The sequence below is a fragment of the Enterobacter sp. BIDMC109 genome, assembly GCF_001037885.1.
Classification (GTDB): Bacteria; Pseudomonadota; Gammaproteobacteria; order Enterobacterales; family Enterobacteriaceae; genus Enterobacter; species Enterobacter hormaechei_C.
Map to the genome: position 1 here is coordinate 2748658 of NZ_KQ090002.1, position 26249 is coordinate 2774906.

The following is a 26249-nucleotide window of genomic DNA, read 5'->3' on the forward strand; positions in this document are numbered from 1 at the left end:
CTGCGCTTACCGGGCCTACAGAATTTGCCCGGCGCGTTACGGCTTTCTCGCCACCGGCACGTCAATACTCTTCAAAATATCGACAAACACCGACGGCTCCTCTTTGTTGAACAAGAGCCACACGCGATGGCGCGCGCGGGTTATCGCCACGTACAGTAAGCGCCGCTCCTCTGCATCCGGGAAATCTTCCGGAACAGGTAATAACGCCTCTTCCATCACGGATTCCCGCGCTGGTGCCGGGAAACCGTCGCTCCCCTCTTTTAGCCCCACCACAATCACGTAGTCGGCCTGCTGCCCTTTACTGGCGTGAATGGTCATAAAATCGAGCTGAAGTTTTGGCCAGCGCGTCGCCGCTTTTTCCAGCGCCGTCGGCTTGAGGTGATGATAACGCGCCAGGACCAGAATGCGCTCATCCGGTTTCGCATAGCCGCTCAGTTTATCCAGCAGCGGTTCCAGCTGATCGTCCGCCAGCAGCGTGACGGCCTTTTTATCACCCGACGTCAGGCTGTTAAGCGGTTTCGACAGCTGGTGCGGGTTCTGCTGAATAAAACGGTTGGCTATTTCGCCAATCCGCGCGTTGAAGCGGTAGGTGGTGTCCAGATCGCTGCGATCGCCTTCCCCAAAATAGTGGTGGAAGGCCGTCGTGAGGGATAGTTGCGCCCCGCTGAAACGGTAGATAGCCTGCCAGTCATCGCCCACGGCAAACAGCGACGTGTGTTTATTCTGCGCCCGCAGCGCCGAAAGCAGCGCAGCGCGCTGCGGCGAGATATCCTGAAACTCATCCACCAGAATGTGTTTCCACGGGCTGACGAAGCGCCCTTTCTCCAGAATGATGATGGCCTGATGGATCAGCCCCGAAAAATCGACCGCGTTTTCGTCTTTCAGCGCGGTTTTCCACGCTTTCAGCATCGGCGCCATCAGCTTAACCCGTTTAGAAAACACAGCGCGGATCGACTCCGGTGCGCTTTCTATCATCTCCGCCTGAGAGCCGCCGTGCATGCGCATCAGGCTTACCCACCGGTCGAGACGAGAGCCCAGCCGGCGCGCCAGCTTTTCATCCTGCCAGAAGCTGCCCTCCGGCACCTCCCAGTTGAGTTCCTCTTCAAGCCACTGACGCCAGCCTTTCGCCTGCGCCTTTTTTTCACTGCACTGCTGACGCCATGCCTTGATAAACAGCGCCTGGCGAGCCTGAGCGTCGTTCTCCAGCTTGCTGACAACAGGAACTTTTTTGCTGCCCTGTTGAATGATGTGTAAAGCGAGGGAGTGGAACGTGCGTGCCGAGATATCCTGGGTATGCAAACGCGCCTGAATGCGCTCATCCATCTCCTGCGCAGCCTTGCGACCAAAGGCCAGCAGCAAAATTTGGTCGGCAACCGCCTCGCCCGTTGCCAGAAGCCAGCCCGCGCGCGCCACCAGCACCGACGTTTTGCCGCTCCCGGCACCTGCCAGCACCAATAAAGACTGTTCGCCATTCACCACGGCGCGCGCCTGGGCAGGATTGAGGGGCGATGACTCCACCGTACTGAAGAAGTCGGCATATTGCGTAAGCATCGCCTCAGTCCAGGCCTGGTTATGCGCCAGACGGCTTTTCTCGATATCGCTCAGCCAAGCCTGGCACTTCCGCCACGCGTCGCGGCAGTTATCAAATTCCTCAAGCCGCGCCACCGGTAAAGGCAATGCCGTCAGCGCCTGGGCGATTTTTTGCTGAAGCCCGGCGGTTTGCTGGCGCGTCAGCCACTTCTGCTGCGTATTGCTTAGCGCGATATCGTCCAGCACCTGTTGCAGAACCTGTGCGGCAATCACGCTCATCTCCTGGCTCCACTGCTGCCAGCGCGTGTTCAGATGATGGTGGAAGCGTTGGGTTTCCGCCCACTCGGTCCCGTGGAGTCGCACCACTTTATCTGCCGGCAGGACGAACTCCAGCTCCCCCCATACCAGCCCACGTTTACAATGAATGGCCAGTAGCTGATTAAACGGAATAAGGTATTCGTGGCGTTCCCCGGAGACTTTCACTCCTGCATTGAGCAGGACAATCTTGTCGTAAGGGTGCTGCGCCAGGCGTTTGCCCATTGAAGTTGCTTTCAGTTCCATATCCTGCCGGATCCACGAGGTCATAATTTGTCAGACAGTTTAACTGCCAGTTTTAAGGTGCTCCAGCCCAAAAAAACGTTACAATCACCGGGCGTTAATCATATCGAAGGAAATGAGGGTTTATGCGTACCGTTCTGAATGTGTTGAATTTTGTCCTTGGCGGTTTTGCCACCACCCTTTCCTGGCTTTTTGCCACCCTGGTGAGCATCGTGCTCATCTTCACCCTTCCGCTGACGCGCTCCTGCTGGGAAATCACCAAACTCTCCCTCGTTCCTTATGGAAATGAAGCCGTACACGTGGATGAGCTGGAGCCGGAAAGAAAAAATGCCCTGATGAATACCGGCGGCACGCTGCTGAATATTTTATGGCTGATCTTCTTTGGCTGGTGGTTGTGTCTGATGCATATCTTCGCCGGTATCGCCCAGTGCATCACGATTATAGGCATTCCGGTTGGCATCGCTAACTTCAAAATTGCCACCATCGCCCTGTGGCCGGTAGGACGCCGTGTTGTCCCGGTCGAAGTCGCGCAAGCCGCGCGTGAAGCCAACGCCCGTCGCCGTTTTCAGTAATAAGGACTGGCCGCACTCATGCTAAGCCCCCTGCTTCGTCGCTATACGTGGAACAGTAACTGGCTGTATAACGTCAGGATCTTTATCGCCCTCTGCGGCACCGTCGCTCTGCCGTGGTGGCTAAATGACGTGAAGCTCACCATCCCCCTCACGCTTGGGGTGGTGGCCGGCGCGCTGGCGGATCTCGACGACCGCCTGGCCGGTCGTTTGCGTAATCTGGTCATTACGCTGGTCTGCTTCTTTATTGCTTCCGCCTCCGTTGAGCTGCTTTTCCCCTGGCCCTGGCTGTTTGCCTTAGGGCTGACGGTGTCCACCAGCGGCTTCATTTTGCTCGGCGGCCTCGGGCAACGCTACGCCACTATCGCGTTTGGCGCCCTGCTGATTGCCATTTACACCATGCTGGGCGTCTCTCTTTACGATCAGTGGTATCAGCAACCGGTCCTGCTGCTGTTGGGCGCTATCTGGTATAACCTGCTGACCTTAACCGGACATCTTATTTTTCCGGTTCGTGCCTTACAGGACAACATTGCCCGCAGTTACGAACAGCTGGCCCACTATCTGGAACTGAAATCCCGGCTGTTTGATCCGGATATTGAAGAGGACAGCCAGGCGCCCCTGTACGATCTGGCGCTGGCAAATGGCCAGCTGGTCGCCACGCTGAATCAGACCAAAGCGTCTCTGCTCACCCGTCTGCGCGGCGATCGCGGTCAGCGCGGTACCCGGCGCACACTGCACTACTACTTTGTTGCCCAGGATATTCACGAGCGCGCCAGCTCCTCGCATGTGCAGTACGCTAACCTGCGCGAGAAATTCCGCTACAGCGACGTGATGTTCCGTTTCCAGCGCCTGCTGTCGATGCAGTCTCAGGCCTGCCAGCAACTTGCGCGCTCAATACTGCTGCGCACGCCCTATCAGCACGATCCTCGCTTTGAACGCGCATTCAGTCATCTGGATGCGGCCCTCGATCGCGTTCAGGCCAGTGGGACATCGCCGGAACAGTTCAAAGCCCTGGGATTCTTGCTCAACAACCTGAGAGCCATCGATGCTCAGCTCGCCACCATTGAGTCTGAACAGGCGATGGCAATGCCGGGCAATGACGCCGACAACCAGCTTGCCGACGACAGTCTCAACGGTTTCAGCGATATGTGGCTGCGCCTGAGCCGTCATTTTACGCCGGAATCCGCCCTCTTTCGCCATGCGGTAAGGATGTCGCTGGTTCTGTGCGTCGGCTACGCGTTTATCCAGATAACAGGATTGCACCACGGTTACTGGATCCTGCTGACCAGCCTGTTTGTCTGCCAGCCGAACTATAACGCTACCCGCCATCGGCTCGCGCTGCGTATTGTCGGGACATTAGTCGGGGTCGCCATCGGGCTGCCGGTGCTCTACTTTGTGCCATCCGTAGAAGGGCAACTGATCCTGATTGTGATTACCGGTGTACTGTTTTTCGCCTTCCGCAATGTGCAGTACGCCCACGCCACGATGTTCATCACGCTGCTGGTGCTGCTCTGCTTCAATCTGCTGGGTGAAGGCTTTGAAGTGGCCCTTCCTCGCGTTATCGACACGCTAATCGGCTGCGCCATTGCCTGGGCGGCGGTGAGCTTTATCTGGCCGGACTGGCGTTTTCGTAACTTACCGCGCGTGTCCGACAGAGCGATGAACGCTAACTGCCGCTATCTGGATGCTATTCTTGAGCAATACCATCAGGGTCGCGATAACCGTCTGGCCTATCGGATTGCCCGTCGCGATGCGCATAACACGGACGCAGAGCTGGCTTCCGTTGTCTCGAATATGTCAACTGAGCCGCGCGCCACGGCAGAAATCCGGGAGACAGCCTTCCGCCTGCTGTGTCTGAACCACACGTTCACCAGCTATATCTCTACCCTTGGCGCCCACCGTGAGAAACTGACAAATCCGGGCATCCTGGCGCTGCTGGACGACGCCGTTTGCTACGTTGATGATGCGCTTCATCATCAACCTGCGGATGAGCCACGGGTTCACCAGGCACTGGATGAACTGGTGCAACGTATCGCTCACCTTGATCCTGGCACCGACAACAAAGCTCCGCTGGTCCTACAGCAAATTGGCCTGCTTATCGCTTTGCTGCCGGAAATTTGTCGGCTGCGACAGAAGATCGCTACCTGGCGGAATGATGGCCCTGCGACTCAGGCAGCGCATTAAACCACTCCATAAGCTCCCGGCGAATATCCGCCGGGAGTGCCGCTTCATGTAACCCTTCGATGGCGCCTTCAAGCGCGAACAATACCCGGATACTCAGCGCTTTATTCTTAGAGCGCATTTTCAGCCAGCTCGTCTTCGCCCCCAACTGTCGTAGCGTCTCTTCATTGGTAATGCCCGCCTCCATAAGCAGGACCTCAATCTGAAAGGTCAGGTTCGGCAGATCCTTAAGCCGGTTACGCTGATGGCGCTGGTAGCGCTCTTTCCTGGCGGCATCGAGCGCAAACGAGGAGAGCTGAAGCAGCTTTTCCCTGTTTTGCCACAGACCTTCATCCACACGGTAGTAATTAAGCAGCACTGGCCGTCCTCGTTTCATCAGTGTCAGAAAAGAGGAGGCGTTTTTTACACAGTATTTTGCACTTTGCTCACAGGCGCGAAGGTACAGCTCGCCGTCAGACACCATCGCGAACACCGCTTCATCCACGGCCAGGGTATAACCGCCAAACAGGGCGCGATGATGAATTTCGCCCAGCGGAGAGAGGTATTCCTGAGATTGATAAATCCGATCATAAGATATCTTTTTCATGATAATTCCATTAAAAATCATACAGTAAACACGATATTTCTTACTAACGGATCCGTTAGCAGGAAAATAGGCAACTTATTGCCGTTGGGCAAGATGATTTTTTCAGGTTCACCAGGAATGGATGAAATTTGCGAGTCGCTTTCCGAAAATGAGGTTGATCTTTATGCACACAGGGGTTACTGTATATCCATACAGTAACTACAGGGCTGGAATGAATATGTACACTTCAGGCTATGCAAATCACTTAACACCTTCCACTTCTGCCGCAGGCAATGCTGCGCAGAATTCTATCGGGCGTGTATCGACAGGGCTTATCAGTGAAGTGGTTTACCGTGAAGACCAGCCGCTGTTAACACAACTCTTACTCCTGCCGCTTTTGCAGCAGCTCGGGCAACAGTCTCGCTGGCAGCTCTGGCTGACGCCACAGCAAAAATTAAGTCGTGAATGGGTTCAGTCGGCTGGCCTGCCGTTAGCGAAGGTGATGCAGATTAATCAACTCTCCCCTTGCGATACGGTCGAGTCGATGGTCCGGGCATTACGTACCGGGAACTATAGCGTCGTGATTGGGTGGTTGCCTGAGGATCTGTCGCAAGAGGAACATTTGCGTCTGACTGAAGCGGCTGAAGAAGGTAACGCGATGGGTTTCATCATGCGGCCGGTTCGTGGAGATTCCTATCGCAGAGGACAACATCCCGGGCTAAAAATTCACTCAAATGTGTACCATTGAGTCATTTTAAGAGTTTTCCTGGAATTTTTTTCGACCGCAGTATGCAAAAAAAGTTCAACGCGCCAAAACTGCGGCAAGGCTTGTCTGACGCGGTTCTCGTTAATTTTACTGCACAAAATTCGTTCAAAAATTGTTAAATATTAGGTATACGGAACTTTTTTTTTCATATGCCTGACGGACTTCACACTTGTAAGTTTTCAGCTACGTTGTAGACTTTACATCGCCAGGGGTGCTCGGCCTAAGCCGAAGATATCGGTAGGTTTATATTTGACCACGCCCCCCGGTGAAGGATTTAACCGTGATTCCTCCGATGGAGATATTCATGGCAAATTTTGGATGATAACGAGGCGCAAAAAATGAAAAAGACAGCTATCGCGATTGCAGTGGCACTGGCTGGCTTCGCTACCGTAGCGCAGGCCGCTCCGAAAGATAATACCTGGTATGCAGGTGGTAAACTGGGCTGGTCTCAGTTCCATGACACCGGTTGGTACAACAGCAGCCTGAACAACGATGGCCCTACTCACGAGAGCCAGCTGGGTGCAGGTGCGTTCGGTGGCTATCAGGTTAACCCGTATGTTGGCTTTGAAATGGGTTACGACTGGTTAGGTCGTATGCCTTACAAAGGCGACAACGTAAATGGCGCTTTCAAAGCTCAAGGCGTACAGCTGACCGCTAAACTGGGTTACCCAGTGACTGACGACCTGGACGTGTACACCCGTCTGGGCGGCATGGTATGGCGTGCAGACTCCAGCAACAGCATCGCTGGTGACGACCACGACACTGGTGTTTCCCCAGTATTCGCTGGTGGCGTTGAGTGGGCAATGACCCGTGACATCGCTACCCGTCTGGAATACCAGTGGGTTAACAACATCGGTGACGGTGCTACCGTTGGCGTTCGTCCAGACAACGGCATGCTGAGCGTTGGTGTTTCTTACCGTTTCGGTCAGCAGGAAGATGCGCCAGTCGTAGCTCCAGCTCCGGCTCCAGCTCCAGAAGTACAGACCAAGCACTTCACTCTGAAGTCTGACGTTCTGTTCAACTTCAACAAAGCTACCCTGAAACCAGAAGGTCAGCAGGCACTTGATCAGCTGTACACCCAGCTGAGCAACCTGGATCCTAAAGACGGTTCTGTAGTGGTTCTGGGCTTCACCGACCGTATCGGTTCTGACGCTTACAACCAGGGTCTGTCTGAGAAACGTGCTCAGTCTGTAGTTGATTACCTGGTATCTAAAGGTATCCCAGCTAACAAGATCTCCCCACGTGGTATGGGCGAATCTAACCCAGTTACCGGTTCTACCTGTGACAACGTGAAACCACGCGCTGCACTGATCGACTGCCTGGCACCAGATCGTCGCGTAGAGATCGAAGTTAAAGGTATCAAAGACGTTGTAACTCAGCCTGCGGCATAAGTTATCGTCTTATAAAAAAACCCCGCGATGCGGGGTTTTTTATTATCTGAAGAAAAGTAAAAAGCTTATTTTTTACCTAACAGTGCCTGTAGATCGTTCTTCAGCGTCGACATCTGGCTGGCATACTTCTCTTTGTGCTCGGCATCTTCAATCAGCTGCACCACCGTTTCCGACAGGGTTTTCCCGCGCCGTTGCGCAAGCCCGGCCAGACGCTGCCAGACCATGAACTCCAGGTCGATGGATTTCTTACGGGTGTGCTGATGCTCGGCATTGAAATGCCGTTTACGACGAGCACGGATAGTTTGCTTCATCCGGTTTAACAGGGCCGGATTAATGTGTTTCTCAATCCAGCCGTTTACCAGTACCGGTTCGTTTTCGAGGGTCAGCAACATATCCACAGCTTCTTGTGCCGCGCTGGCTTCGATGTAGCAGGTGATCAGCTCCCCTTCACGGTGCTTTTTGACCAGGTACTTCCATTTCCAGCCGCTTTCGAGGTTTTCCAGTTGTTGATATTTCATTGCGATCTCAGTGTTACCGTGTAACTCTGTTCAGAATATCAGTTTTTTGGCAATCTGCTGAAAAGAAATCATATCCTGTGAAACGCCGCAGGCGATCCGCATGACGAAAACCCGAATCCTGATTGGGCAGAGTGCGCCGCTTACGGTATACTCCACGGTTTTACTTCTGACTAAAAAACATCAACTTTGACCATTACGAAACTTGCATGGCGTGACCTGGTTCCGGATACCGAGAGCTATCAGGAGCTGTTTGCACAGCCAGACCTCACAAAAGAACACGAATTCATACTTAGCGATACACAACCGCGTTTGCATTACGCGCTGGAACAGATGTCATCCCCATGGGCTACATCTCCTTTCATGCTGCTCAAAGCCCCGGAAGAAGCCGAGTATCTGACGCTTCTCGGTGATGCCATGCGCCAGTTGCATCCAAAAACGAATGCCGTTTTTGGTGGTCAGTATCATATTGCCGGACGTGACGTGACCTTCGAACCTGCCACGCAGGCAGACGGACAATTCGCTGCAAAAGGCGAAGTGATCACCGCCAACTGGGTGGAAGCAGAACAGCTGTTCGGCTGCCTTCGTCAGTTCAATGGCGATGTGTCACTGCAACCCGGTCTGGTACACCGCGCGAACGGTGGTGTGTTGCTCATCTCCCTTCGCACCCTGCTCGCACAGCCTCTGCTGTGGATGCGCCTGAAAACGGTGGTGATGCAGCAACGTTTTGACTGGATAGGCTACGACGATTCACGTCCGCTGCCTGTTTCCATTCCGTCTATGCCGCTGTCGCTGACCGTCGTGCTGACGGGTGACCGTGAATCTCTGGCTGATTTCCAGGAAATGGAGCCAGAACTCGCGGAGCAGGCGGTTTACAGTGAATTTGAAGACAATATTCAGATCGCCGATGCCGATGACATGGCGCAGTGGTGTCAGTGGGTTATGGCCGTGGCGGAACGTTTCGCGCTGCCCTCGCCTGCCGAGGATGCGTGGCCGGGCTTAATCCGCGAGGCCGTACGCTACACTGGCGATCAGGAAACCCTGCCGCTCTGCCCGCTCTGGATCGGTAAACAGCTGCGTGAAGTGGGCGTTATCAGCGGCAACGGTCCGTTTACTGGTGAGCAGCTTAGCCAGATGCTGGCCCAGCGTGAATGGCGTGAAGGTTATCTTGCTGACCGTATGCAGGATGAAATTCTGCTGGAACAGATTCTGGTGGAGACCGAAGGCGAACGTATCGGGCAAATCAACGCCTTGTCCGTCATCGAGTTCCCCGGACACCCGCGCGCCTTTGGCGAGCCTTCCCGTATCAGCTGTGTCGTGCACATTGGTGACGGCGAATTTACCGATATCGAACGCAAGGCCGAACTGGGCGGAAACATTCATGCCAAAGGCATGATGATCATGCAGGCATTCCTGATGTCTGAACTTCAGCTGGAGCAGCAGATCCCCTTCTCTGCCTCGTTGACCTTTGAGCAGTCCTACAGTGAAGTCGACGGCGACAGCGCCTCGATGGCAGAGCTGTGCGCCGTGATCAGCGCGCTTGCAGACGTACCGATTAATCAGAATATTGCGATTACCGGTTCCGTGGATCAGTTTGGTCGTGCTCAACCGGTGGGTGGACTGAATGAGAAAATCGAAGGCTTCTTCGCTATCTGCCAGCAGCGCGGTTTAAACGGCAAACAGGGCGTGATTATTCCGGCGCCTAACGCTCGCCATTTGAGCCTGAGCCAGGCGATTCTGGATGCGGTAGAGCAGGAACAATTCGCCGTCTGGGCCATCGAAGGAGTTGAGGATGCACTACCCTTACTGACAAACCTGGTCTGGGACGGCGAAGGCCAGACAACCCTGATGCAGACCATTCAGGAACGTATAGCTCAGGCGACACAGCAGGATGCTCGTCATCGTTATCCGTGGCCGTTACGCTGGTTAAGTTGGTTTAGTGCTAACTGATCGGACTTGTTCAGCGTACACGTGTTAGCTATCCTGCGTCCTTCACTAAAATAAGGCTTACTGAGAACATGGTAGATAAACGCGAATCCTATACTAAAGAAGACCTTCTTGCCTCTGGTCGCGGTGAACTGTTTGGTGCGAAAGGCCCGCAGTTACCGGCCCCAAATATGCTGATGATGGACCGTGTCGTGAAAATGACCGAAACCGGCGGCAACTTTGATAAGGGTTACGTAGAAGCAGAACTCGATATCAACCCGGACCTGTGGTTCTTCGGTTGCCACTTTATTGGCGATCCGGTAATGCCTGGCTGCCTGGGCCTCGATGCCATGTGGCAGCTGGTTGGCTTCTATCTGGGCTGGCTTGGCGGTGAAGGCAAAGGCCGTGCGCTGGGCGTAGGCGAAGTGAAATTCACCGGTCAGGTTCTGCCTACCGCGAAGAAAGTCACCTACCGTATCCATTTCAAACGCATCGTTAACCGCCGCCTGATTATGGGCCTGGCGGACGGTGAAGTGCTGGTAGATGGTCGTCTTATCTATACCGCGAACGACCTGAAAGTGGGTCTGTTCCAGGATACCTCCGCTTTCTGATAACGGCATTTAGCCCCTTCCAGAAAGGCGAAACCTCCGCATTGCGGAGGTTTCTTTTTAAAGAGACGGTATCAAGCAAGTACTGCCCTGTCTCCGATGGCTTCTCGCCAGCCCCCTAGCCATTGGGACCTTTGATTCAGGGCCTGATAGGGACACATTTCTTTTGAACGTCCGGCGATGCCAGCCTGATAACCACGTTGATGAGCCCTTTCCAGGCGATCTCGTTTCTGTCTCTTCATGCCTCGTTTCCCTCATTCTTTTGTCTGGTGGAAAGAAAACAGTGATTGCAATATGTGCAAGCACAGTTAACGAATACCCCGAATCAGCGTCAGCGTCAACGTTCAAAATTCATACGGGTGTCATATTTGTGAGCTACATGGAAGATCGTTTGTACAAAAAATGTGACGCGGGACAAGTAACAAACTGAACATAAAACGAAAAAAAAGCCGCAATCAGCAAGAAGCTGAGTGCGGCTTTCGTCGATGAATTTTACTTATGGCAGCCGGGAAATCTCTCTTGCGATAGCAGCCGACTCCTGTGCCCACCCCTGCGCAAGCACTTTCACCATTTCGTCATAGCCATCTTTCTGCTGCTTCAGTTCCAGATGGAAAGGACGCTTAATCAACTGGCCCTGATGATTCAAGAGCCACTCCCCGCTGATAACAACCGCACCATCATAGCGGCCATGGAATCCCGTCACGTTAACATTCAGAGTGTCCTGATCGCTTCCCAGAGGCTGCGAGGCGACTACCCAACCAGGAAGCTGGCTGCTCAGATTCGCCACCAGCGTATTGCGTAGCTGCTGATCCAGCGGGCTGGCCCACAGGTTATTGTTGGCGATAACGTACTGCACATCGCTGGTCTGGTAGACCACCCCGTTGCCCGCCAGATAATCTGGCACGGCAACCTGTTCAACCCACAGCAGACGGCTGCCCTGCGAGGTGCTACTCTGCGCACCGGATTGCGCGCTTAACGGCAACTGGTAGTAGCTTTTGTTATCGCTTCCAGAGCTACAGGCCGTTAATACCAGTGCGCCTGCGATGATTAGCCATTTTTTCATTGTTTCGCCCTCTTAGGCTCAGGATCCTTTTTGTCTTTCGCTTCAAACACCAGCGCGTTGCTCTTTTCATTGAGCGTTTTCAGAACGGGCTGTAGCTCGCGTAAAACCTGATCAAGACGTTGCATATCCGCCACCATCTTGTTGTAAGCCGCTGAGCCCGGCTGGAAGCCCTGCATACTGCGATTCAGTTCGCGCAACGTTTTCTGCATATCCTGCGGCAGCTGCTGCATGGACTGGTTGGCAGTGATCTTGTTGATATTATCCAGCGTGGTTTGCAGACGTTGCATCGTCGCCTGGCTCTGATGCAGTGATCCCGTCGCGGCCTCAAGCATTGGATTCAGCGGCAGATTGTTGATCTTATCCAGCGTTTCCATCAGGCGCTGTTGGATCTGCGCCAGGCCACTGCTGACCGTAGGAATAATTTTGTAGCCGCCAAATTCACGGATCCCCGTCATTGGTGGCGCTTTTGGATAGAAGTCCATATCGACATATAACGCCCCTGTGACCAGGTTGCCAGTTTTCAGCGAGCCACGCAGACCGCGATTCATCAGATCGCTGATATGCTCCCCAATATCCTGGTCCTCGCCTATCTGGTTAATCAAACGCTCAGGCTCAATGCGGATCAGCACCGGAATACGATAATCATCATCAAGCATCTGCTTGAGTCCCGGAACAAAGTAAGGCACTTGTCCCACGGTCCCCAGACGGATACCCCGGAACTCAACTGGCGCCCCAGGCTGCAAGCCGCGTACAGAGTCCTTAAAGAACATCAGGTAGTCGATGTGATCGGTATAGAGCGCATCCTGAATGCTTTTTTGATCGTCAAACAGCCTGAAGGCGGTTTTCTCCGCCACCGGTTGTCCCAGATCGATACCTTCCGGCACATCAAAACTGACGCCCCCACCAAACAGCGTGGTGAGTGAACCCATCTCAACGCGCATCCCCGCAGAGGTCAGATCCACCGCGATCCCGCTGTCTTTCCAGAAGCGAACGTTGCTGGTCACCAGGCGGTCATTAGGCGCATTGATAAAAAGCTGATAGCTGATGGTCCGTTTTTGCGGATCGAAGGTGCTTGTTTCAACCGAACCGACGCGATATCCACGGAACAGTACCGGATCGCCCGGCGAGAGCTGGCCCGCTTTTTTGCTGTCCAGAATAACGCGGATCCCTTTTGCATCCGGTGGCGCAAGCGGCGGTGAATCCAGCAGCTGATAGTTTGCTGGCTGGGCGCCTTTGTTGCCGGGCTGGAGTTCGATGTAGGCCCCTGACAATAGCGTTCCTAAGCCGCTGATCCCTTCTCTCCCGACCCGCGGTTTCACTACCCAAAAAACAGAATCTTCATGGAGCAGTTTTTCCATGCCGGCATTCAGGCGGGCCTTGATTTCAACATGGGTTAAATCATCCGTCAGGGTCGCGCTTTCCACGACACCCACATCCACGCTGCGGCTCTTGATGGTGGTTTTTCCGCCCTCAATCCCCTCTGCATTGGTGGTAATTAGCGTGACTTCCGGTCCCTGATGGCTGTAATGATAAAACAGGATCCATGCACCGATCAGCGCGGTCACGATGGGGAAAATCCACACCGGCGACCAGTTTCTGACCTTCTGCACTTTAGCCTCTCCACTCTTATTTTCCATGCTCTTACTCTTCCTCATGGCTTGAATCGGGCTCACGATCCCACGATAAACGAGGGTCGAAGGTCATGGCCGCAAACATGGTCATAATGACGACCAACGCAAACATCAGCGCTCCCATAGCGGGATAAATACTCATCAGCCCCCCCATACGCACCAGCGCTGAGAGAACCGCAATCACGAACACGTCAATCATCGACCAGCGGCCAACAAATTCCACGACTTCATAAATCAGATGCATACGCTCGCTGTCTCGCTTACCGTGCCCTTTTGCATCCCAGCAAAGCCAGGCAATGGCAATCATCTTTAAGGTCGGAACCATAATACTGGCGAGGAATATGACGCCTGCCACAGGGTATGACCCCTCGCTCCACAGCAAAATCACCCCGGCCAGTATGGTCGAGGGCATTCTGTCGCCGAGCAGATCGGTGATCATGATCGGCAAGATATTGGCGGGCAGATAGAGCATGACAGAGGTCACCAGCAGCGCCATGGTCCATTGCAGGCTATTTTTACGCCGGACGTGACCTTTTGTTTCACAGCGCGGGCACACCTCGACATCCGCGGGCAGCACGGCGGTGCAGCACGAGCAGGAGCGAAGCCCCTGACGGATACCCGGTACGCCCACCTTTACCGTCTGCGAGAGCGTCGGCGCCGGGGCAATATCGTCCCAGGCCCAGCGTCGGTCCACGCACTGGAACGCGCGCAGTTGTAGCACGCAGTACAGACACCACGGAATAAAGCTGCTGCCAATCCCCACATCGCCGTAGGCCATCAGCTTCACGAAGCTGACCAGGATACCCGCGAGAAAAATTTCCGCCATCCCCCAGCTTTTCAACTGGAACAGGATCCGCGCGAGTTTGATTTTAAGGACAGTGGGCATCCTGACGCGGTTGACCAGCAGCAGAATGACGACCAGGCAAAAAGCCGGGACGATCTGCACGAAAAGAAGAAAGAAGGTGCCAAGGCTGGCGTAATCTTCCGAGAACATCACGCCTGGTATTTCCAGTAAATCCACCTGGCTGGTCATCCCGCCCACTTTCATATAGATGAAAGGGAAGAGATTGGAGAGCAGTAACATGAATAAGGCTGCCAGCGCATAAGCCGTAGGACGCTGCCTTGGCGCGTCCCACTCGGTCGTCAGCGTAGCGCCGCAGCGCGGGCAGGCAGCCTTATGTCCGTGACCAAGCTCTGGCAACGCCACGAGCATATCGCATTGCGAGCATAATATATGCCGATCGGCATGGTGCTGGTCACACATAGATTATCCCTGTTTATGCGCCGTTTTTCAGAGACTCAAGGTACTCCCAGCGCTCAAATGCCTCTTCCAGCGCCTGTTCAGCCTGGGAGAGTTCAGCCAATACTTTCTGAGTATAGTCGTGAGGCTGCGTAAAGAATGACGCATCAGCGACCTGGATTTGCAGTGCTTCCAGTGCAGCTTCCAGCTCTTCCAGACGCTGCGGCAGCCCTTCCAGCTCGCGCTGCAAGTTATAACTCATTTTAGCAGGAGACTTTTTGACAGTTTCTGCCTTTGCAACAACAGGTTCAGCGACATTTTTGGTCTTCGCCTGTTTTTGCGCCAGCGACTGCGATTGCTGTCCACGCGCGTCATGATAGCCGCCCACATATTGCCCGATGCGCCCTTTGCCTTCGAAGATCCAGCACTCGGTCACGGTGTTATCGACAAACTGACGATCGTGGCTGACCAGCATTACGGTTCCCTGATAACCATCAATCAACTCTTCCAGCAGTTCCAGCGTTTCGACATCCAGATCGTTAGTCGGTTCATCGAGAATCAATAAGTTACTGGGTTTCAGGAACAGACGCGCCAGCAAAAGACGGTTACGTTCTCCCCCGGACAGCGCGCGCACCGGCGTCATAGCGCGTTTCGGGTGGAACAGGAAGTCCTGAAGGTAGCCCAGCACGTGACGCGGCTTGCCATTAACCATGACCTCCTGTTTACCCTCGGCGAGGTTATCCATCACCGTACGGTCTGGATCCAGCTCGGCGCGGTGCTGGTCGAAGTACGCCACTTCCAGTTTGGTACCGCAGTGGATACGACCGCTGTCGGCCTGGAGCTGACCGAGCATCAGTTTCAGCAGCGTGGTTTTACCGCACCCGTTCGGGCCGATCAGCGCAATTTTGTCGCCGCGCTGAACCTGAGCGGAGAAATCGCTCACCAGCACTTTGCCGTCAACCGAATAATTCACGTTCTCCATTTCGAAGACAATCTTGCCCGAGCGGGACGCCTCTTCCACCTGCATTTTGGCGCTACCCATGACTTCGCGGCGTTCGCTACGTTCGCGGCGCATCGCCTTCAGGGCGCGAACGCGCCCTTCGTTACGGGTACGACGCGCTTTAATGCCCTGACGGATCCATACTTCTTCCTGGGCCAGCTTGCGGTCGAACTCGGCGTTTTGCAGCTCTTCCACGCGCAGGTTTTCTTCTTTCTCCAGCAGATAGGTATCGTAATCGCCCGGATAGGTCACCAGCTTGCCGCGATCAAGATCGACAATGCGCGTGGCCATGTTGCGGATGAACGAACGGTCGTGGGAGATGAAGATAATGGTACCGTTAAAGGTTTTCAGGAACCCTTCCAGCCAGTCAATCGCTTCGATATCCAGGTGGTTCGTCGGTTCGTCCAGCAGCAGCACCTTAGGCCCGCTCACCAGGGCACGACCCAGCGCCGCTTTACGCAGCCAGCCGCCGGAGAGCGCCGACAGCTCCATATCCGCTTCCAGGCCAAGCTGGGCCAGCACTTCGTTAATGCGGTTTTCCAGCTGCCACAGACCGTGGTGATCGAGCATCTCCTGCACTTTTGCCAGCTCGTTGAGATTCTTGTCGCTCGGGTCCGTCATCACCAGATGCGAAATCTCGTGGTAACGCTTGAGGTATTCCGCCTGCTCTGAAATCCCTTCGGCCACAAAATCGTACACGCTGCCGGTGACGTTACGCGGCGGATCCTGTTGCAGACGAGAGACGATCAGATCCTGCTCGTAAACAATACGGCCGTCATCCAGCCCCTGCTCACGGTTGAGGATTTTCATCAGCGTCGATTTACCTGCGCCGTTACGGCCCACCAGACAGACGCGCTCGTTATCTTCGATATGCAGCTCTGCATTATCGAGAAGCGGTGAGTCGCTGAAAGAGAGCCACGCGCCGTGCATACTAATTAAAGACATTTATTTTTCCTTTCAGACCGCGGAGATCAGCCAGCAGTTGTGGATTTGACGGTTACGGGCAAAGTCCTGAGACAGCGTTTTTTGGCTGATTTCTTGTGCTTTCAGTCCCAGTTCGGCCAGGCCGTCGTGATCCATGCGGAATCCGCGCTTGTTATTTGAGAACATAATGGTGCCGCCTTTACGCAGCAGACGCTTCAGGTCGGTCATCAGGCGCAGGTGATCGCGTTGAACATCAAAGCTATCCTCCATACGCTTGGAGTTAGAGAAGGTCGGCGGATCGATAAAGATCAGGTCAAACTGCTCGTCGGTATCGCGCAGCCAGCCCAGCACGTCGGCCTGTAACAGGCGATGCTGACGGCCGGTTAAGCCGTTAAGACGCAGGTTGCGCTCTGCCCACTCCAGATAAGTCCGGGACATATCTACCGTGGTGGTGCTACGCGCACCGCCAAGCCCCGCATGAACGCTGGCGCTGCCGGTATAGGAGAACAGGTTCAGGAAGTCTTTGCCCTTGCTCATCTGGCCCAGCATGCGGCGGGCGATACGGTGATCGAGGAACAGGCCGGTATCAAGGTAGTCGGTCAGGTTAACCCACAGCCGCGCGTTATATTCGCCCACTTCGAGGAAGTCGCCTTTCTCGCCCATCTTCTGATACTGATTTTTACCTTTCTGACGCTCACGGGTTTTCAGCACCAGCTTGTTTGGCGAAATGCCGAGTACGGCGATGGTGGCCGCAATCACATCCAGCATACGCTGACGCGCTTTTTGCGCATCGATAGTTTTCGGCGGGGCGTATTCCTGAACCACCACCCAGTCCGCATAGCGGTCAACCGCCACGTTGTACTCGGGCAGGTCAGCGTCGTACAGGCGATAACATTCGATGCCTTCTTGCTTCGCCCACTTCTCAAATTTCTTCAGGTTTTTGCGCAGGCGGTTGGCGTAATCTTCCGCCACGCCTGACGGTTTGCTATCCGCCGCTACCTCTGCCAGATGGTAGTTTTTCTGCACGCAGTCCAGCGGGCCGTTTTTCGCTTTGAACTGGCGATCGGCACGCAATTGCAGGCAGCTCAGCAGCTCCGGCGAGGCGCTAAACAGGGAGAGGTTCCAGCCGCCGAAATGCGCTTTCATGTTGCGGCCCAGCAGGCTGTGCAGTGCAATCAGCGCCGGCTCGCTGTCCAGACGCTCACCATACGGCGGGTTGCTGATCACCGTACCGTACGGGCCTTTTGGCAGAGGATTGGTCAGATTCGCCACGTCCTTCACCTCGAAGGTCACCAGCTCGCCGATACCGGCACGACGGGCGTTGCTGCGCGCGCGTTCAATCACCCGTGCGTCGCTGTCCGAACCGTAAAAGTGAGAGGTGTACTCCGCCAGCCCTTTACGGGCGCGGGTCTGCGCATCGTCTTTGACCTCTTTCCAGATGGCTTCATCGTGCTGCGCCCAGCCTTTGAAGCCCCAGTGGCCGCGGTGCAGCCCTGGCGCACGGTCGGTGGCCAGCATCGCGGCTTCAATCAGCAGCGTACCGGAACCGCACATCGGATCGAGCAGCGGCGTACCTGGCTGCCATCCGGAGCGCATCACGATAGCGGCAGCCAGCGTTTCTTTGATCGGCGCCATCCCGGTGCGATCGCGATAGCCGCGCAGATGCAGGCCTGCGCCACTCAGATCCAGGGAAATACTGGCCGTATCGCCGTTCAGCCAGACGTTGATACGCAGATCCGGGTTTTCACGGTCAACGTTCGGACGTTCTTTATTGCGACGCGTGAAGCAGTCCACAATGGCATCCTTAACGCGCAGGGCACCATACTGGCTGTTGCGGATCTCATCGTTGACGCCGTTGAAATGCACCGCAAAGGTAGCGTCCGGGGTGAAGATCTCTGTCCAGTCGATCATCTGTACGCCGGTGTAGAGATCAAGATCGCTGTAGACCTTGCACTCTTTCATCGGCAGCATGATGCGCGACGCCAGACGGCTCCACATCAGGCTCTGGTAAATAAGCCGCGTGTCGCCCTCAAAATGGACACCACCCTGAACCACCCGGCACTCTTTCGCGCCCAGGGCTTCCAGTTCAGTTTTTAACAGCTCTTCCAGCCCACGGGCCGTACTGGCAAACAGAGAATTCATATCGTCACTTTTACTCATAGAAAATTGTCGCGCATTATAGCTAATATGGCGTGTATGTCATAAAGTTGAAGGCTTATTTTCTTTAGCGGGAGTGTGCAGTGGCGACGTTATCCAGGCTTTTTATTCATCCGGTGAAATCCATGCGCGGCATCGGCGTCTCTCACGCGCTGGCCGATATGAGCGGATTCGCCTTTGATCGTATTTTTATGGTCACCGAGCCTGACGGTACGTTTATCACCGCACGTCAGTTCCCGCAGATGGTTCGCTTTACCCCTTCCCCGCTTCATGACGGGCTGCATTTGACTGCGCCGGACGGTTCAAGCGTCGTGATCCGCTTTGCTGATTTTGCGCCGCTTGATGCGCCAACGGAAGTGTGGGGCAATCATTTTACCGCGCGTATCGCGCCGGATAACATTAACCAGTGGCTGAGCGGCTTTTTCTCCCGTGACGTTCAGCTGCGCTGGGTTGGGCCTGCGCTGACCCGTCGCGTGAAGCGCCACGATGCGGTTCCTCTCTCCTTCGCGGATGGTTTTCCCTTCCTTCTGACCAGCGAGGCCTCGCTGCGTGATTTACAAAACCGTTGCAAAGCCAGCGTGCAGATGGAGCAATTTCGCCCGAATCTGGTGGTGACCGGAGCGAATGCCTGGGATGAAGATACCTGGAAAGTGATCCGCATCGGCAGCGTTATTTTTGATGTCGTGAAGCCGTGCAGCCGCTGTATTTTTACCACCGTCAGCCCGGAGAAAGGCCAGAAACACCCTTCCGGCGAACCGCTGAAAACCTTGCAGTCATTTCGTACCGCGCAGGATAACGGCGATGTCGACTTCGGCCAGAACCTGATCCCCCGCTCCAGCGGCGTGATCCGCGTGGGCGACGAGGTCGAAATTCTCACCCGCGGGCCTGCCAGGGTGTACGGCGCAGGTCAGGAAGAAGAGATGGTTGACGTTGTCACCAACGTCGCTTCCGCGGTGGATATTCACTGGGAAGGCAAAGTTATCCGTGGTAACAATCAGCAGGTGCTACTGGAACAGCTGGAACAGGCAGGTATCCGCGTACCGTATTCCTGTCGCGCGGGGATTTGCGGATGCTGTCGCATTAAACTGGTCGATGGTGAAGTAAGTGCCCTGAAGAAATCTGCGATTGGCAGTGACGGCACGATCCTGTGCTGTAGCTGTGTCCCGAAAACATCCGTACAGCTGGAAGCTTAAACTGCCTGTTCAAGGCTGAAGGAATCAACGCGCAGCTGTGGCTTCAGCCTGTCATTCATCACTTTGATGGCATCACCTAACTGCATAACTCGCCCGGCAATGGTCACGCCGGGTTGGGCCAGCAAACAGAGCGCAGCGTTTTCACCGGGTTCAACCACCAGCAAATTCACCTCTTCTTCGGTATCGCTCAGATTGACGCTCGCCGCATCGCCGATAGCCGGGGTCCAGCACATGCCGTGGGCGAGAAAATGCCAGCTTTTCGGCATTTGCGGTTTCAGGAAACGGATCGCCACCAGCGCATTTAGTACCAGTTCAGCGCGCTGTTCTTTGGAGAGATCGAACTCGCGGCATTTTTCTTCAAAAGAGAAATAGAGTGCAGCGTCGTCAACGCAAAAGCCTGAGGGAGCAAACGCGTCTGGCGTTAACATTCGGCGCGCAAAACGAGAGCGAAACAACATGCCATTGGCTAAGTCGAGCATCATACGGTCATGCTCGTCACAAAAATACCAGCGCCAGTTATCGTCAGGTTTAATTCGCATGTTTCTCTCCCGTCCCCTAAACGTCCTGTACTAAAAATGTCCTGTTTGCCGCTTCGCTTATAACACTAGTAATAAAAGACTATAATGTTTAAATAAGCAACAATGACGGAATATAAAACAACCAGGGCTGGAAATAAAGCCCTGGTTGTCTGATTAAGAGAAAAGATTAGATATGCGTGACGATTTCTTTAATCAGCGGCGGCCCTTTAAAAATAAAGCCGGAATAAATTTGCACCAGCGATGCACCTGCCGCCATCTTCTCACGTGCAGCGATGACAGAGTCAATGCCACCCACGCCAATAATCGGCAGCTGACCTTTTAATTCTGCGGAGAGTGCGCGAATAATTTCGGTGCTTTTTAATTGTACCGGACGGCCACTTAATCCACCCGCTTCGTCACAGTTTTTCATTCCCTGAACGAGAGAGCGATCGAGTGTTGTATTGGTTGCAATCACACCATCAATATTATGGCGAACTAAACTGTCGGCAACCTGGATCAATTCTTCTGCCGAAAGATCCGGGGCGATCTTAACCGCGACCGGAACATATTTATGGTGGATCGCCTGTAGCGCCGTTTGTTTATTTTTAATGGCGCTAAGAAGATCGTCGAGCGCTTCGCCATATTGTAATGAACGCAGCCCTGGGGTGTTAGGCGAAGATATATTCACCGCAATATAACCGGCATAGGCATAGACTTTTTTCATACAAATCAGATAGTCATCTTTACCCTGCTCGACCGGCGTGTCTTTATTTTTGCCAATATTAATACCCAGCACGCCATCAAAATGGGCTTTCTTAACGTTCTCAACCAGATGATCGACGCCAAGGTTATTAAAGCCCATGCGGTTGATCAGCCCCTCGGCTTCAACCAGGCGAAACAGACGTGGCTTGTCATTTCCCGGCTGCGGACGCGGCGTCACCGTCCCGATTTCGATCGAGCCAAAGCCCATCGCACCGAGTGCATCAATGCATTCGCCATTTTTGTCCAGACCGGCCGCCAGGCCCAGTGGATTTTTGAAAGTCAGGCCCATGCACTGAACTGGTTTTTCCGGCACGTTTTGACGCACCAGCGCGGCCAGAGGCGTTCCTGTAATACGGCGTAACTGCTGAAATGTAAATTCATGAGCGCGCTCAGGATCGAGCTGGAAAAGGGCTTTACGAACGAAGGGGTAGTACATGAACTCTCCTGGATTCCCGGTGTGCAAACCGGGAGGGGATTATGTGCGATTCCGCCCGGAAAGGGAATTGACCTGTGGCAAAAAAAGCCACGTAAAACGCAATCGTTTACTTATCGGTTCGCTTCTTATGCATTTTTCTGCATTCATCCTGAGGATAAATCATTTAGTGGAATAACCACGCAATGTCACACTCCTGAAAATTGTTATGAATGTTAGATAAAAGCAAACAATTAGTTATAAGGAGCAACCATGCGCGTCATTACCCTGGCCGGAAGCCCGCGCTTCCCCTCTCGCTCCAGCGCACTGCTGGAATACGCTCGCGAAAAGCTTAATGCTCTGGATGTCGAAGTGTGTCACTGGAATTTGCACAATTTCGCGCCTGAAGATCTGCTCTACGCCCGTTTCGACAGCCCGGCGCTGAAAACCCTGATCGAACAACTTAAGAGTGCTGACGGGCTGGTCGTCGCGACACCGATTTATAAAGCCTCTTTTTCCGGCGCACTGAAAACGCTGCTCGATCTGCTGCCCGAACGCGCGCTGGACGGTAAGGTCGTCCTGCCGCTGGCCACAGGCGGTACGGTAGCTCATTTACTGGCGGTGGATTATGCCCTCAAGCCGGTTCTGAACGCGCTGAAAGCGCAGGAGATCCTGCATGGCGTCTTCGCTGACGACTCACTGGTAATCGACTACCAGCATAAACCCCATTTCACGCCGAATCTGCAAACCCGCCTCGACAGTGCGCTCGAAACCTTCTGGCACGCCCTGAACCGTCGGGATCGCCACGCGGCAGCATTTCATCAATCACAAGGAGTGGCGCATGTTTAAAACAGTTACCCGTATCGGGCTGGCAGGTCTGCTGGCAGTGGCGTCGCTGGCTCAGGCGGCGGAGAAAGCGCCGGAGAGCCTGCGTATCGGTTATCAGAAAGGCAGCGTCAGCATGGTGCTGGCGAAAAGCCATGCGTTGCTTGAGAAGCGTTTCCCGGAGACCAAATTCTCATGGGTCGAGTTCCCTGCCGGACCACAGATGCTGGAGGCGCTGAACGTCGGGAGTATTGATTTAGGCAGCACCGGCGATATCCCGCCAATCTTTGCGCAGGCTGCCGGGGCGGATCTGGTTTACGTTGGCGTTGAGCCCGCCAAGCCGAAGGCAGAGGTTATTTTGGTGCCGGAAAACAGCGAGATCAAAAGCGTCGCCGACCTCAAAGGCCATAAGGTTGCTTTCCAGAAAGGTTCAAGCTCGCACAACCTGCTGCTGCGCGCGTTGCAGGAGGCCGGCCTTAAATTCACCGATATCCAGCCCGTTTACCTGACGCCTGCCGATGCGCGCGCGGCGTTTCAGCAAAAAAATGTTGATGCCTGGGCTATCTGGGATCCGTACTACTCCGCCGCACTGTTGCAGGGCGGTGTGCGGGTGCTGAAAGACGGCACCACCCTGAAGCAGACCGGTTCGTTCTACCTGGCGGCACGTCCTTACGCTGAGAAAAATGGCGCATTTATTCAGCAGGTGCTGGATACCTTCTCTCAGGCCGATGCGCTGACCCAAAGCCAGCGTCAGCAGAGCATCACGCTGCTGGCAAAAACCATGGGCCTGCCTGAACCGGTGATCGCCACCTATCTTGACCACCGTCCTCCCACCACCATAGCACCGGTTGACGCCCACGTTGCCGCTCTCCAGCAGCAAACGGCAGACCTCTTTTATCAAAACCGCCTGGTTCCAAAGCAGGTGAATATTCGCGAACGCATCTGGCAACCCGCTGGCATTGAAGGAAAAAAATCATGAGTCTGAATCTTTTCTGGTTTTTACCCACCCACGGTGATGGACACTATCTTGGCACAGAAGAAGGTGCCCGCCCGGTCGATCACGGCTATCTACAGCAGATCGCCCAGGCGGCAGACCGCATCGGTTTTACCGGGGTACTGATCCCGACGGGCCGCTCGTGTGAGGATGCGTGGCTGGTTGCCGCGTCAATGATCCCCGTCACCCAGCGTCTGAAATTCCTGGTAGCCTTGCGCCCGAGCGTGGTGTCGCCCACCGTCGCGGCGCGTCAGGCGGCAACGCTGGACAGGCTTTCCAATGGCCGTGCGCTGTTCAACCTGGTGACGGGCAGCGATCCGCAGGAGCTGGCGGGCGATGGCGTCTTTCTCGATCATACCGAGCGCTATGAAGCCTCCGCAGAGTTCACCCGCGTCTGGCGACGTCTGCTGGAAGGGGAAACCGTCACCTTCGAAGGGAAACATATCCACGTTCGCGATGCACAGCTCTACTTCCCGCCGGTACAGCAGCCGCGCCCTCCCCTCTATTTCGGCGGATCGTCGGACGTGGCGCAGGAGCTGGCGGCTGAGCAGGTCGATCTCTATCTGACCTGGGGCGAGCCACCGGAGCTGGTGAAAGAGAAAATTGCTCAGGTACGCGCTAAAGCCGCAGAACATGGCCGTACGGTACGCTTTGGTATTCGCCTGCACGTGATCGTACGTGAAACCAACGACGAGGCCTGGCAAGCCGCCGACCGTCTGATCGCTCATCTGGACGACGACACTATCGCTAAAGCACAGGCGGCGTTTGCCAAAACCGACTCCGTGGGCCAGCATCGGATGGCTTCCCTGCACAACGGCAAGCGTGAAAATCTTGAGATCAGCCCGAACCTGTGGGCCGGGGTAGGTCTGGTGCGCGGCGGTGCCGGCACGGCACTGGTCGGCGACGGTCCAACCGTAGCGGCACGCATTAATGAATACGCGGCGCTGGGGATCGACAGCTTTATCCTGTCTGGCTACCCACATCTGGAGGAGGCGTACAAGGTGGGTGAACTGCTGTTCCCGCATCTGGATGTCGCTATCCCGGAAATTCCGCAGCCACGTCAGCTTCAGTTGCAGGGCGAAGCCGTGGCGAACGCGTTTATCCCGAGAAAAGTCGCGCAAAGCTAAGGAGCCACCATGTCTGCAACCGCACAAAAATGGCTGCTGCGCGCCGCGCCGTGGTTTCTGCCCGTCGGCATTGTCCTCGTCTGGCAACTGGCGTCTTCAACTGGCTGGCTGTCGAGCCGCATTTTGCCCTCTCCGGAGGGCGTTGTGGAAGCGTTCTGGTCGCTAAGCGCCAGCGGTGAGCTGTGGCAACATCTTGCCATCAGCTCCTGGCGCGCGGTAATTGGCTTTTCGATTGGCGGAAGCATCGGCCTGACGCTGGGGCTGATCAGCGGCCTGTCACGCTGGGGTGAGCGGCTGCTGGATACCTCCGTTCAGATGCTGCGCAACGTGCCGCATCTGGCGCTTATTCCGCTGGTTATCCTGTGGTTTGGCATTGATGAGAGCGCCAAAATTTTCCTCGTGGCGCTGGGAACGTTATTCCCGATTTATATCAATACCTGGCATGGGATCCGTAATATCGATCGCGGTCTGGTGGAGATGGCCCGCAGCTATGGCCTGTCAGGTTTTGCCCTGTTTACCCATGTGATCCTGCCGGGCGCCCTGCCCTCCATTATGGTTGGGGTGCGTTTTGCGCTCGGCCTGATGTGGCTAACCCTGATCGTGGCGGAAACCATTTCGGCTAACTCCGGCATTGGTTATCTGGCGATGAACGCCCGCGAGTTCCTGCAAACGGACGTGGTGGTGGTTGCCATTATCCTTTATGCCCTGCTCGGCAAACTTGCGGACGTCAGCGCCCAGTGGCTGGAACGTAGCTGGCTGCGCTGGAACCCGGCCTACACCGCTCAGGAGGCGAAAGCATGAATACTGCACGACTGAACCAGGGAACACCGTTACTGCTGAACGGCGTGACCAAACGCTACGGCGACAACACCATTCTGAATGCACTGGATCTGCATATTCCTGCCGGACAGTTTGTGGCTGTTGTCGGCCGCAGCGGTGGCGGCAAGAGTACCCTGCTGCGTCTTTTAGCCGGGCTGGAAGCGCCAAACAGCGGTGACATTCTGGCAGGCACTACGCCGCTGGCCACGATTCAGGATGATACGCGCATGATGTTTCAGGACGCGCGTCTGCTGCCGTGGAAAACGGTGATGGATAACGTCGGGCTGGGCCTGAAGGGCAGCTGGCGGGAGGACGCCCGGCAGGCACTCGCTGCGGTAGGGCTGGAGAATCGCGCGGGAGAGTGGCCTGCGGCCCTGTCGGGTGGACAAAAGCAGCGCGTAGCGCTGGCACGCGCGCTGATTCACCGTCCCGGCCTGTTGCTGCTTGATGAACCGCTCGGCGCGCTTGATGCCCTGACGCGGATCGAGATGCAGGATCTGATTGAAACCCTCTGGCAGACGCACGGCTTTACGGTGCTGCTGGTGACGCATGATGTCAGTGAAGCCGTGGCAATGGCAGACAGGGTGCTGTTAATAGAAGAAGGTAAAATTGGTCTGGATCTGACGGTAGATATTCCACGTCCTCGCCGCGTGGGATCGGCCAGACTGGCGGAACTGGAAGCCGAAGTACTGGATCGGGTGATGAAACGTGGGGAAGCGGAGATTCAGCGGATAAAGGCTAATGCCTGATGCCCTCACCCCGGCCCTCTCCCACTGTACGGTCCGGGGACATAGTGAACACTTGTTCGGGGACATGGTAGACACTTACAACTAAGGCATAAGAACCCGTTTATGGAGTCGCTTATGCCCTGGGATGCGAGAGATACCATGTCATTACGTACCGAGTTTGTTTTGTTCGCCTCGCAGGACGGGGCGAACATCCGTTCCCTCTGCCGTCACTACGGCATTTCCCCTG

Annotated in this window: 23 protein-coding genes and 1 pseudogene; 13 read left to right on the plus strand and 11 right to left on the minus strand. The window is 55.1% G+C overall.

The features are described 5' to 3' along the window. Nucleotides 1-36: 36 nt before the first annotated feature. Complete coding sequence (gene helD / locus SK62_RS13120) at nucleotides 37-2091, minus strand: DNA helicase IV (protein ID WP_047719339.1); 2055 nt, start codon at nucleotides 2089-2091, stop codon at nucleotides 37-39. Between the two features lie 122 nt (nucleotides 2092-2213). On the opposite strand from helD, the gene SK62_RS13125 reads away from it, so the two are divergent. Together SK62_RS13125 and yccS are read left to right on the plus strand one after the other, a co-directional pair. After that, entirely contained in the window at nucleotides 2214-2660 is a 447-nt protein-coding gene (locus SK62_RS13125) for a YccF domain-containing protein (RefSeq protein ID WP_003858149.1), read from the plus strand. Nucleotides 2661-2678: 18 nt separating this feature from the next. Beyond that, on the plus strand, nucleotides 2679-4841 hold the full coding sequence (gene yccS / locus SK62_RS13130) for a YccS family putative transporter (protein ID WP_047719338.1): 2163 nt from the start codon (nucleotides 2679-2681) through the stop codon (nucleotides 4839-4841). Here yccS and SK62_RS13135 read toward each other — a convergent pair. Beyond that, a complete protein-coding gene (locus SK62_RS13135) occupies nucleotides 4798-5424 on the minus strand; it encodes a TfoX/Sxy family DNA transformation protein (RefSeq protein ID WP_017384804.1) in 627 nt (208 codons plus the stop codon). The two genes, yccS and SK62_RS13135, sit on opposite strands and share 44 nt — an antisense overlap. 217 nt (nucleotides 5425-5641) lie before the next feature. Here SK62_RS13135 and sulA point away from each other — a divergent pair, with 217 nt between their 5' ends. Continuing rightward, nucleotides 5642-6151 (plus strand): SOS-induced cell division inhibitor SulA, encoded by a 510-nt coding sequence (gene sulA, locus SK62_RS13140; RefSeq protein WP_026094322.1) that lies wholly within the window; start codon nucleotides 5642-5644, stop codon nucleotides 6149-6151. Between the two features lie 356 nt (nucleotides 6152-6507). Continuing rightward, nucleotides 6508-7560 (plus strand): porin OmpA, encoded by a 1053-nt coding sequence (gene ompA, locus SK62_RS13145; RefSeq protein ID WP_017694761.1) that lies wholly within the window; start codon nucleotides 6508-6510, stop codon nucleotides 7558-7560. Between the two features lie 65 nt (nucleotides 7561-7625). On the opposite strand, the gene matP is transcribed toward ompA, so the two are convergent. Then, nucleotides 7626-8078: a macrodomain Ter protein MatP gene (gene matP / locus SK62_RS13150; protein ID WP_003858158.1), complete on the minus strand. Its 453-nt coding sequence runs from the start codon at nucleotides 8076-8078 to the stop codon at nucleotides 7626-7628. Nucleotides 8079-8264: 186 nt separating this feature from the next. Here matP and SK62_RS13155 point away from each other — a divergent pair, with 186 nt between their 5' ends. Both SK62_RS13155 and fabA read left to right on the plus strand, forming a co-directional pair. Next, nucleotides 8265-10025: an AAA family ATPase gene (locus tag SK62_RS13155; RefSeq protein WP_017384808.1), complete on the plus strand. Its 1761-nt coding sequence runs from the start codon at nucleotides 8265-8267 to the stop codon at nucleotides 10023-10025. A gap of 68 nt (nucleotides 10026-10093) precedes the next feature. After that, nucleotides 10094-10612 (plus strand): bifunctional 3-hydroxydecanoyl-ACP dehydratase/trans-2-decenoyl-ACP isomerase, encoded by a 519-nt coding sequence (gene fabA / locus SK62_RS13160; RefSeq protein WP_000227926.1) that lies wholly within the window; start codon nucleotides 10094-10096, stop codon nucleotides 10610-10612. Nucleotides 10613-10683: 71 nt separating this feature from the next. Here the strand turns inward: fabA and rmf are convergent, their stop codons facing one another. The 6 genes from rmf to rlmKL all read right to left on the minus strand — a co-directional run bounded on the left by rmf (nucleotide 10684) and on the right by rlmKL (nucleotide 18609). After that, a complete protein-coding gene (gene rmf / locus SK62_RS13165; RefSeq protein ID WP_003858162.1) occupies nucleotides 10684-10851 on the minus strand; it encodes a ribosome modulation factor in 168 nt (55 codons plus the stop codon). A 254-nt stretch (nucleotides 10852-11105) separates the two neighbouring features. Continuing rightward, nucleotides 11106-11672 (minus strand): membrane integrity-associated transporter subunit PqiC, encoded by a 567-nt coding sequence (pqiC, locus tag SK62_RS13170; RefSeq protein WP_017384809.1) that lies wholly within the window; start codon nucleotides 11670-11672, stop codon nucleotides 11106-11108. After that, nucleotides 11669-13309: an intermembrane transport protein PqiB gene (gene pqiB / locus SK62_RS13175; RefSeq protein WP_048249601.1), complete on the minus strand. Its 1641-nt coding sequence runs from the start codon at nucleotides 13307-13309 to the stop codon at nucleotides 11669-11671. The genes pqiC and pqiB overlap by 4 nt, the downstream gene beginning before the upstream one ends. A gap of 4 nt (nucleotides 13310-13313) precedes the next feature. Continuing rightward, a complete protein-coding gene (gene pqiA, locus SK62_RS13180; protein WP_017693685.1) occupies nucleotides 13314-14567 on the minus strand; it encodes a membrane integrity-associated transporter subunit PqiA in 1254 nt (417 codons plus the stop codon). Nucleotides 14568-14580: 13 nt separating this feature from the next. After that, on the minus strand, nucleotides 14581-16488 hold the full coding sequence (locus tag SK62_RS13185) for an ABC transporter ATP-binding protein (protein WP_047719337.1): 1908 nt from the start codon (nucleotides 16486-16488) through the stop codon (nucleotides 14581-14583). A gap of 12 nt (nucleotides 16489-16500) precedes the next feature. Beyond that, nucleotides 16501-18609 (minus strand): bifunctional 23S rRNA (guanine(2069)-N(7))-methyltransferase RlmK/23S rRNA (guanine(2445)-N(2))-methyltransferase RlmL, encoded by a 2109-nt coding sequence (gene rlmKL / locus SK62_RS13190; RefSeq protein ID WP_032620367.1) that lies wholly within the window; start codon nucleotides 18607-18609, stop codon nucleotides 16501-16503. 98 nt (nucleotides 18610-18707) lie between these two features. Between rlmKL and SK62_RS13195 the strand changes: the two genes are divergently transcribed. Further along, nucleotides 18708-19817 (plus strand): YcbX family protein, encoded by a 1110-nt coding sequence (locus SK62_RS13195; protein WP_017384813.1) that lies wholly within the window; start codon nucleotides 18708-18710, stop codon nucleotides 19815-19817. Here the strand turns inward: SK62_RS13195 and zapC are convergent. Next, on the minus strand, nucleotides 19814-20356 hold the full coding sequence (gene zapC, locus SK62_RS13200) for a cell division protein ZapC (protein WP_015570906.1): 543 nt from the start codon (nucleotides 20354-20356) through the stop codon (nucleotides 19814-19816). The two genes, SK62_RS13195 and zapC, sit on opposite strands and share 4 nt — an antisense overlap. Nucleotides 20357-20522: 166 nt before the next feature. Further along, on the minus strand, nucleotides 20523-21533 hold the full coding sequence (gene pyrD, locus SK62_RS13205; protein WP_047719336.1) for a quinone-dependent dihydroorotate dehydrogenase: 1011 nt from the start codon (nucleotides 21531-21533) through the stop codon (nucleotides 20523-20525). A gap of 249 nt (nucleotides 21534-21782) precedes the next feature. On the opposite strand from pyrD, the gene ssuE reads away from it, so the two are divergent. From ssuE to SK62_RS22930, 6 genes and pseudogenes are all read left to right on the plus strand, one after another. Next, entirely contained in the window at nucleotides 21783-22358 is a 576-nt protein-coding gene (gene ssuE / locus SK62_RS13210) for an NADPH-dependent FMN reductase (RefSeq protein ID WP_047719335.1), read from the plus strand. Further along, entirely contained in the window at nucleotides 22351-23313 is a 963-nt protein-coding gene (locus SK62_RS13215; RefSeq protein WP_023303399.1) for a sulfonate ABC transporter substrate-binding protein, read from the plus strand. Before ssuE ends, SK62_RS13215 begins: the two co-directional genes overlap by 8 nt. Then, complete coding sequence (ssuD, locus tag SK62_RS13220; RefSeq protein ID WP_017384817.1) at nucleotides 23310-24455, plus strand: FMNH2-dependent alkanesulfonate monooxygenase; 1146 nt, start codon at nucleotides 23310-23312, stop codon at nucleotides 24453-24455. The genes SK62_RS13215 and ssuD overlap by 4 nt, the downstream gene beginning before the upstream one ends. Before the next feature lie 9 nt (nucleotides 24456-24464). Then, the gene (gene ssuC / locus SK62_RS13225) at nucleotides 24465-25256 is read left to right on the plus strand and encodes an aliphatic sulfonate ABC transporter permease SsuC (RefSeq protein WP_003858185.1); all 792 of its coding nucleotides are present in this window, start codon (nucleotides 24465-24467) and stop codon (nucleotides 25254-25256) included. After that, a complete protein-coding gene (gene ssuB, locus SK62_RS13230) occupies nucleotides 25253-26023 on the plus strand; it encodes an aliphatic sulfonates ABC transporter ATP-binding protein (RefSeq protein ID WP_015570909.1) in 771 nt (256 codons plus the stop codon). Before ssuC ends, ssuB begins: the two co-directional genes overlap by 4 nt. A gap of 102 nt (nucleotides 26024-26125) precedes the next feature. Beyond that, nucleotides 26126-26249: pseudogene (locus SK62_RS22930) on the plus strand (IS481 family transposase); the annotation flags it as partial.

Excerpts from the sequence above, each read along its gene's own strand:
- SK62_RS13185 (WP_047719337.1), bottom strand. The coding sequence starts at position 16,488 with ATGTCTTTAATTAGTATGCACGGCGCGTGGCTCTCTTTCAGCGACTCA.
- ssuC (WP_003858185.1), top strand. The coding sequence starts at position 24,465 with ATGTCTGCAACCGCACAAAAATGGCTGCTGCGCGCCGCGCCGTGGTTT.
- zapC (WP_015570906.1), bottom strand. The coding sequence starts at position 20,356 with ATGCGAATTAAACCTGACGATAACTGGCGCTGGTATTTTTGTGACGAG.
- rlmKL (WP_032620367.1), bottom strand. The coding sequence starts at position 18,609 with ATGAATTCTCTGTTTGCCAGTACGGCCCGTGGGCTGGAAGAGCTGTTA.
- sulA (WP_026094322.1), top strand. The coding sequence starts at position 5,642 with ATGTACACTTCAGGCTATGCAAATCACTTAACACCTTCCACTTCTGCC.
- rmf (WP_003858162.1), bottom strand. The coding sequence starts at position 10,851 with ATGAAGAGACAGAAACGAGATCGCCTGGAAAGGGCTCATCAACGTGGT.
- ssuD (WP_017384817.1), top strand. The coding sequence starts at position 23,310 with ATGAGTCTGAATCTTTTCTGGTTTTTACCCACCCACGGTGATGGACAC.
- pqiB (WP_048249601.1), bottom strand. The coding sequence starts at position 13,309 with ATGGAAAATAAGAGTGGAGAGGCTAAAGTGCAGAAGGTCAGAAACTGG.
- pqiA (WP_017693685.1), bottom strand. The coding sequence starts at position 14,567 with ATGTGTGACCAGCACCATGCCGATCGGCATATATTATGCTCGCAATGC.
- SK62_RS13125 (WP_003858149.1), top strand. The coding sequence starts at position 2,214 with ATGCGTACCGTTCTGAATGTGTTGAATTTTGTCCTTGGCGGTTTTGCC.
- SK62_RS13215 (WP_023303399.1), top strand. The coding sequence starts at position 22,351 with ATGTTTAAAACAGTTACCCGTATCGGGCTGGCAGGTCTGCTGGCAGTG.
- yccS (WP_047719338.1), top strand. The coding sequence starts at position 2,679 with ATGCTAAGCCCCCTGCTTCGTCGCTATACGTGGAACAGTAACTGGCTG.
- SK62_RS13135 (WP_017384804.1), bottom strand. The coding sequence starts at position 5,424 with ATGAAAAAGATATCTTATGATCGGATTTATCAATCTCAGGAATACCTC.
- pyrD (WP_047719336.1), bottom strand. The coding sequence starts at position 21,533 with ATGTACTACCCCTTCGTTCGTAAAGCCCTTTTCCAGCTCGATCCTGAG.
- ssuB (WP_015570909.1), top strand. The coding sequence starts at position 25,253 with ATGAATACTGCACGACTGAACCAGGGAACACCGTTACTGCTGAACGGC.
- ompA (WP_017694761.1), top strand. The coding sequence starts at position 6,508 with ATGAAAAAGACAGCTATCGCGATTGCAGTGGCACTGGCTGGCTTCGCT.
- fabA (WP_000227926.1), top strand. The coding sequence starts at position 10,094 with ATGGTAGATAAACGCGAATCCTATACTAAAGAAGACCTTCTTGCCTCT.
- pqiC (WP_017384809.1), bottom strand. The coding sequence starts at position 11,672 with ATGAAAAAATGGCTAATCATCGCAGGCGCACTGGTATTAACGGCCTGT.
- matP (WP_003858158.1), bottom strand. The coding sequence starts at position 8,078 with ATGAAATATCAACAACTGGAAAACCTCGAAAGCGGCTGGAAATGGAAG.
- ssuE (WP_047719335.1), top strand. The coding sequence starts at position 21,783 with ATGCGCGTCATTACCCTGGCCGGAAGCCCGCGCTTCCCCTCTCGCTCC.
- helD (WP_047719339.1), bottom strand. The coding sequence starts at position 2,091 with ATGGAACTGAAAGCAACTTCAATGGGCAAACGCCTGGCGCAGCACCCT.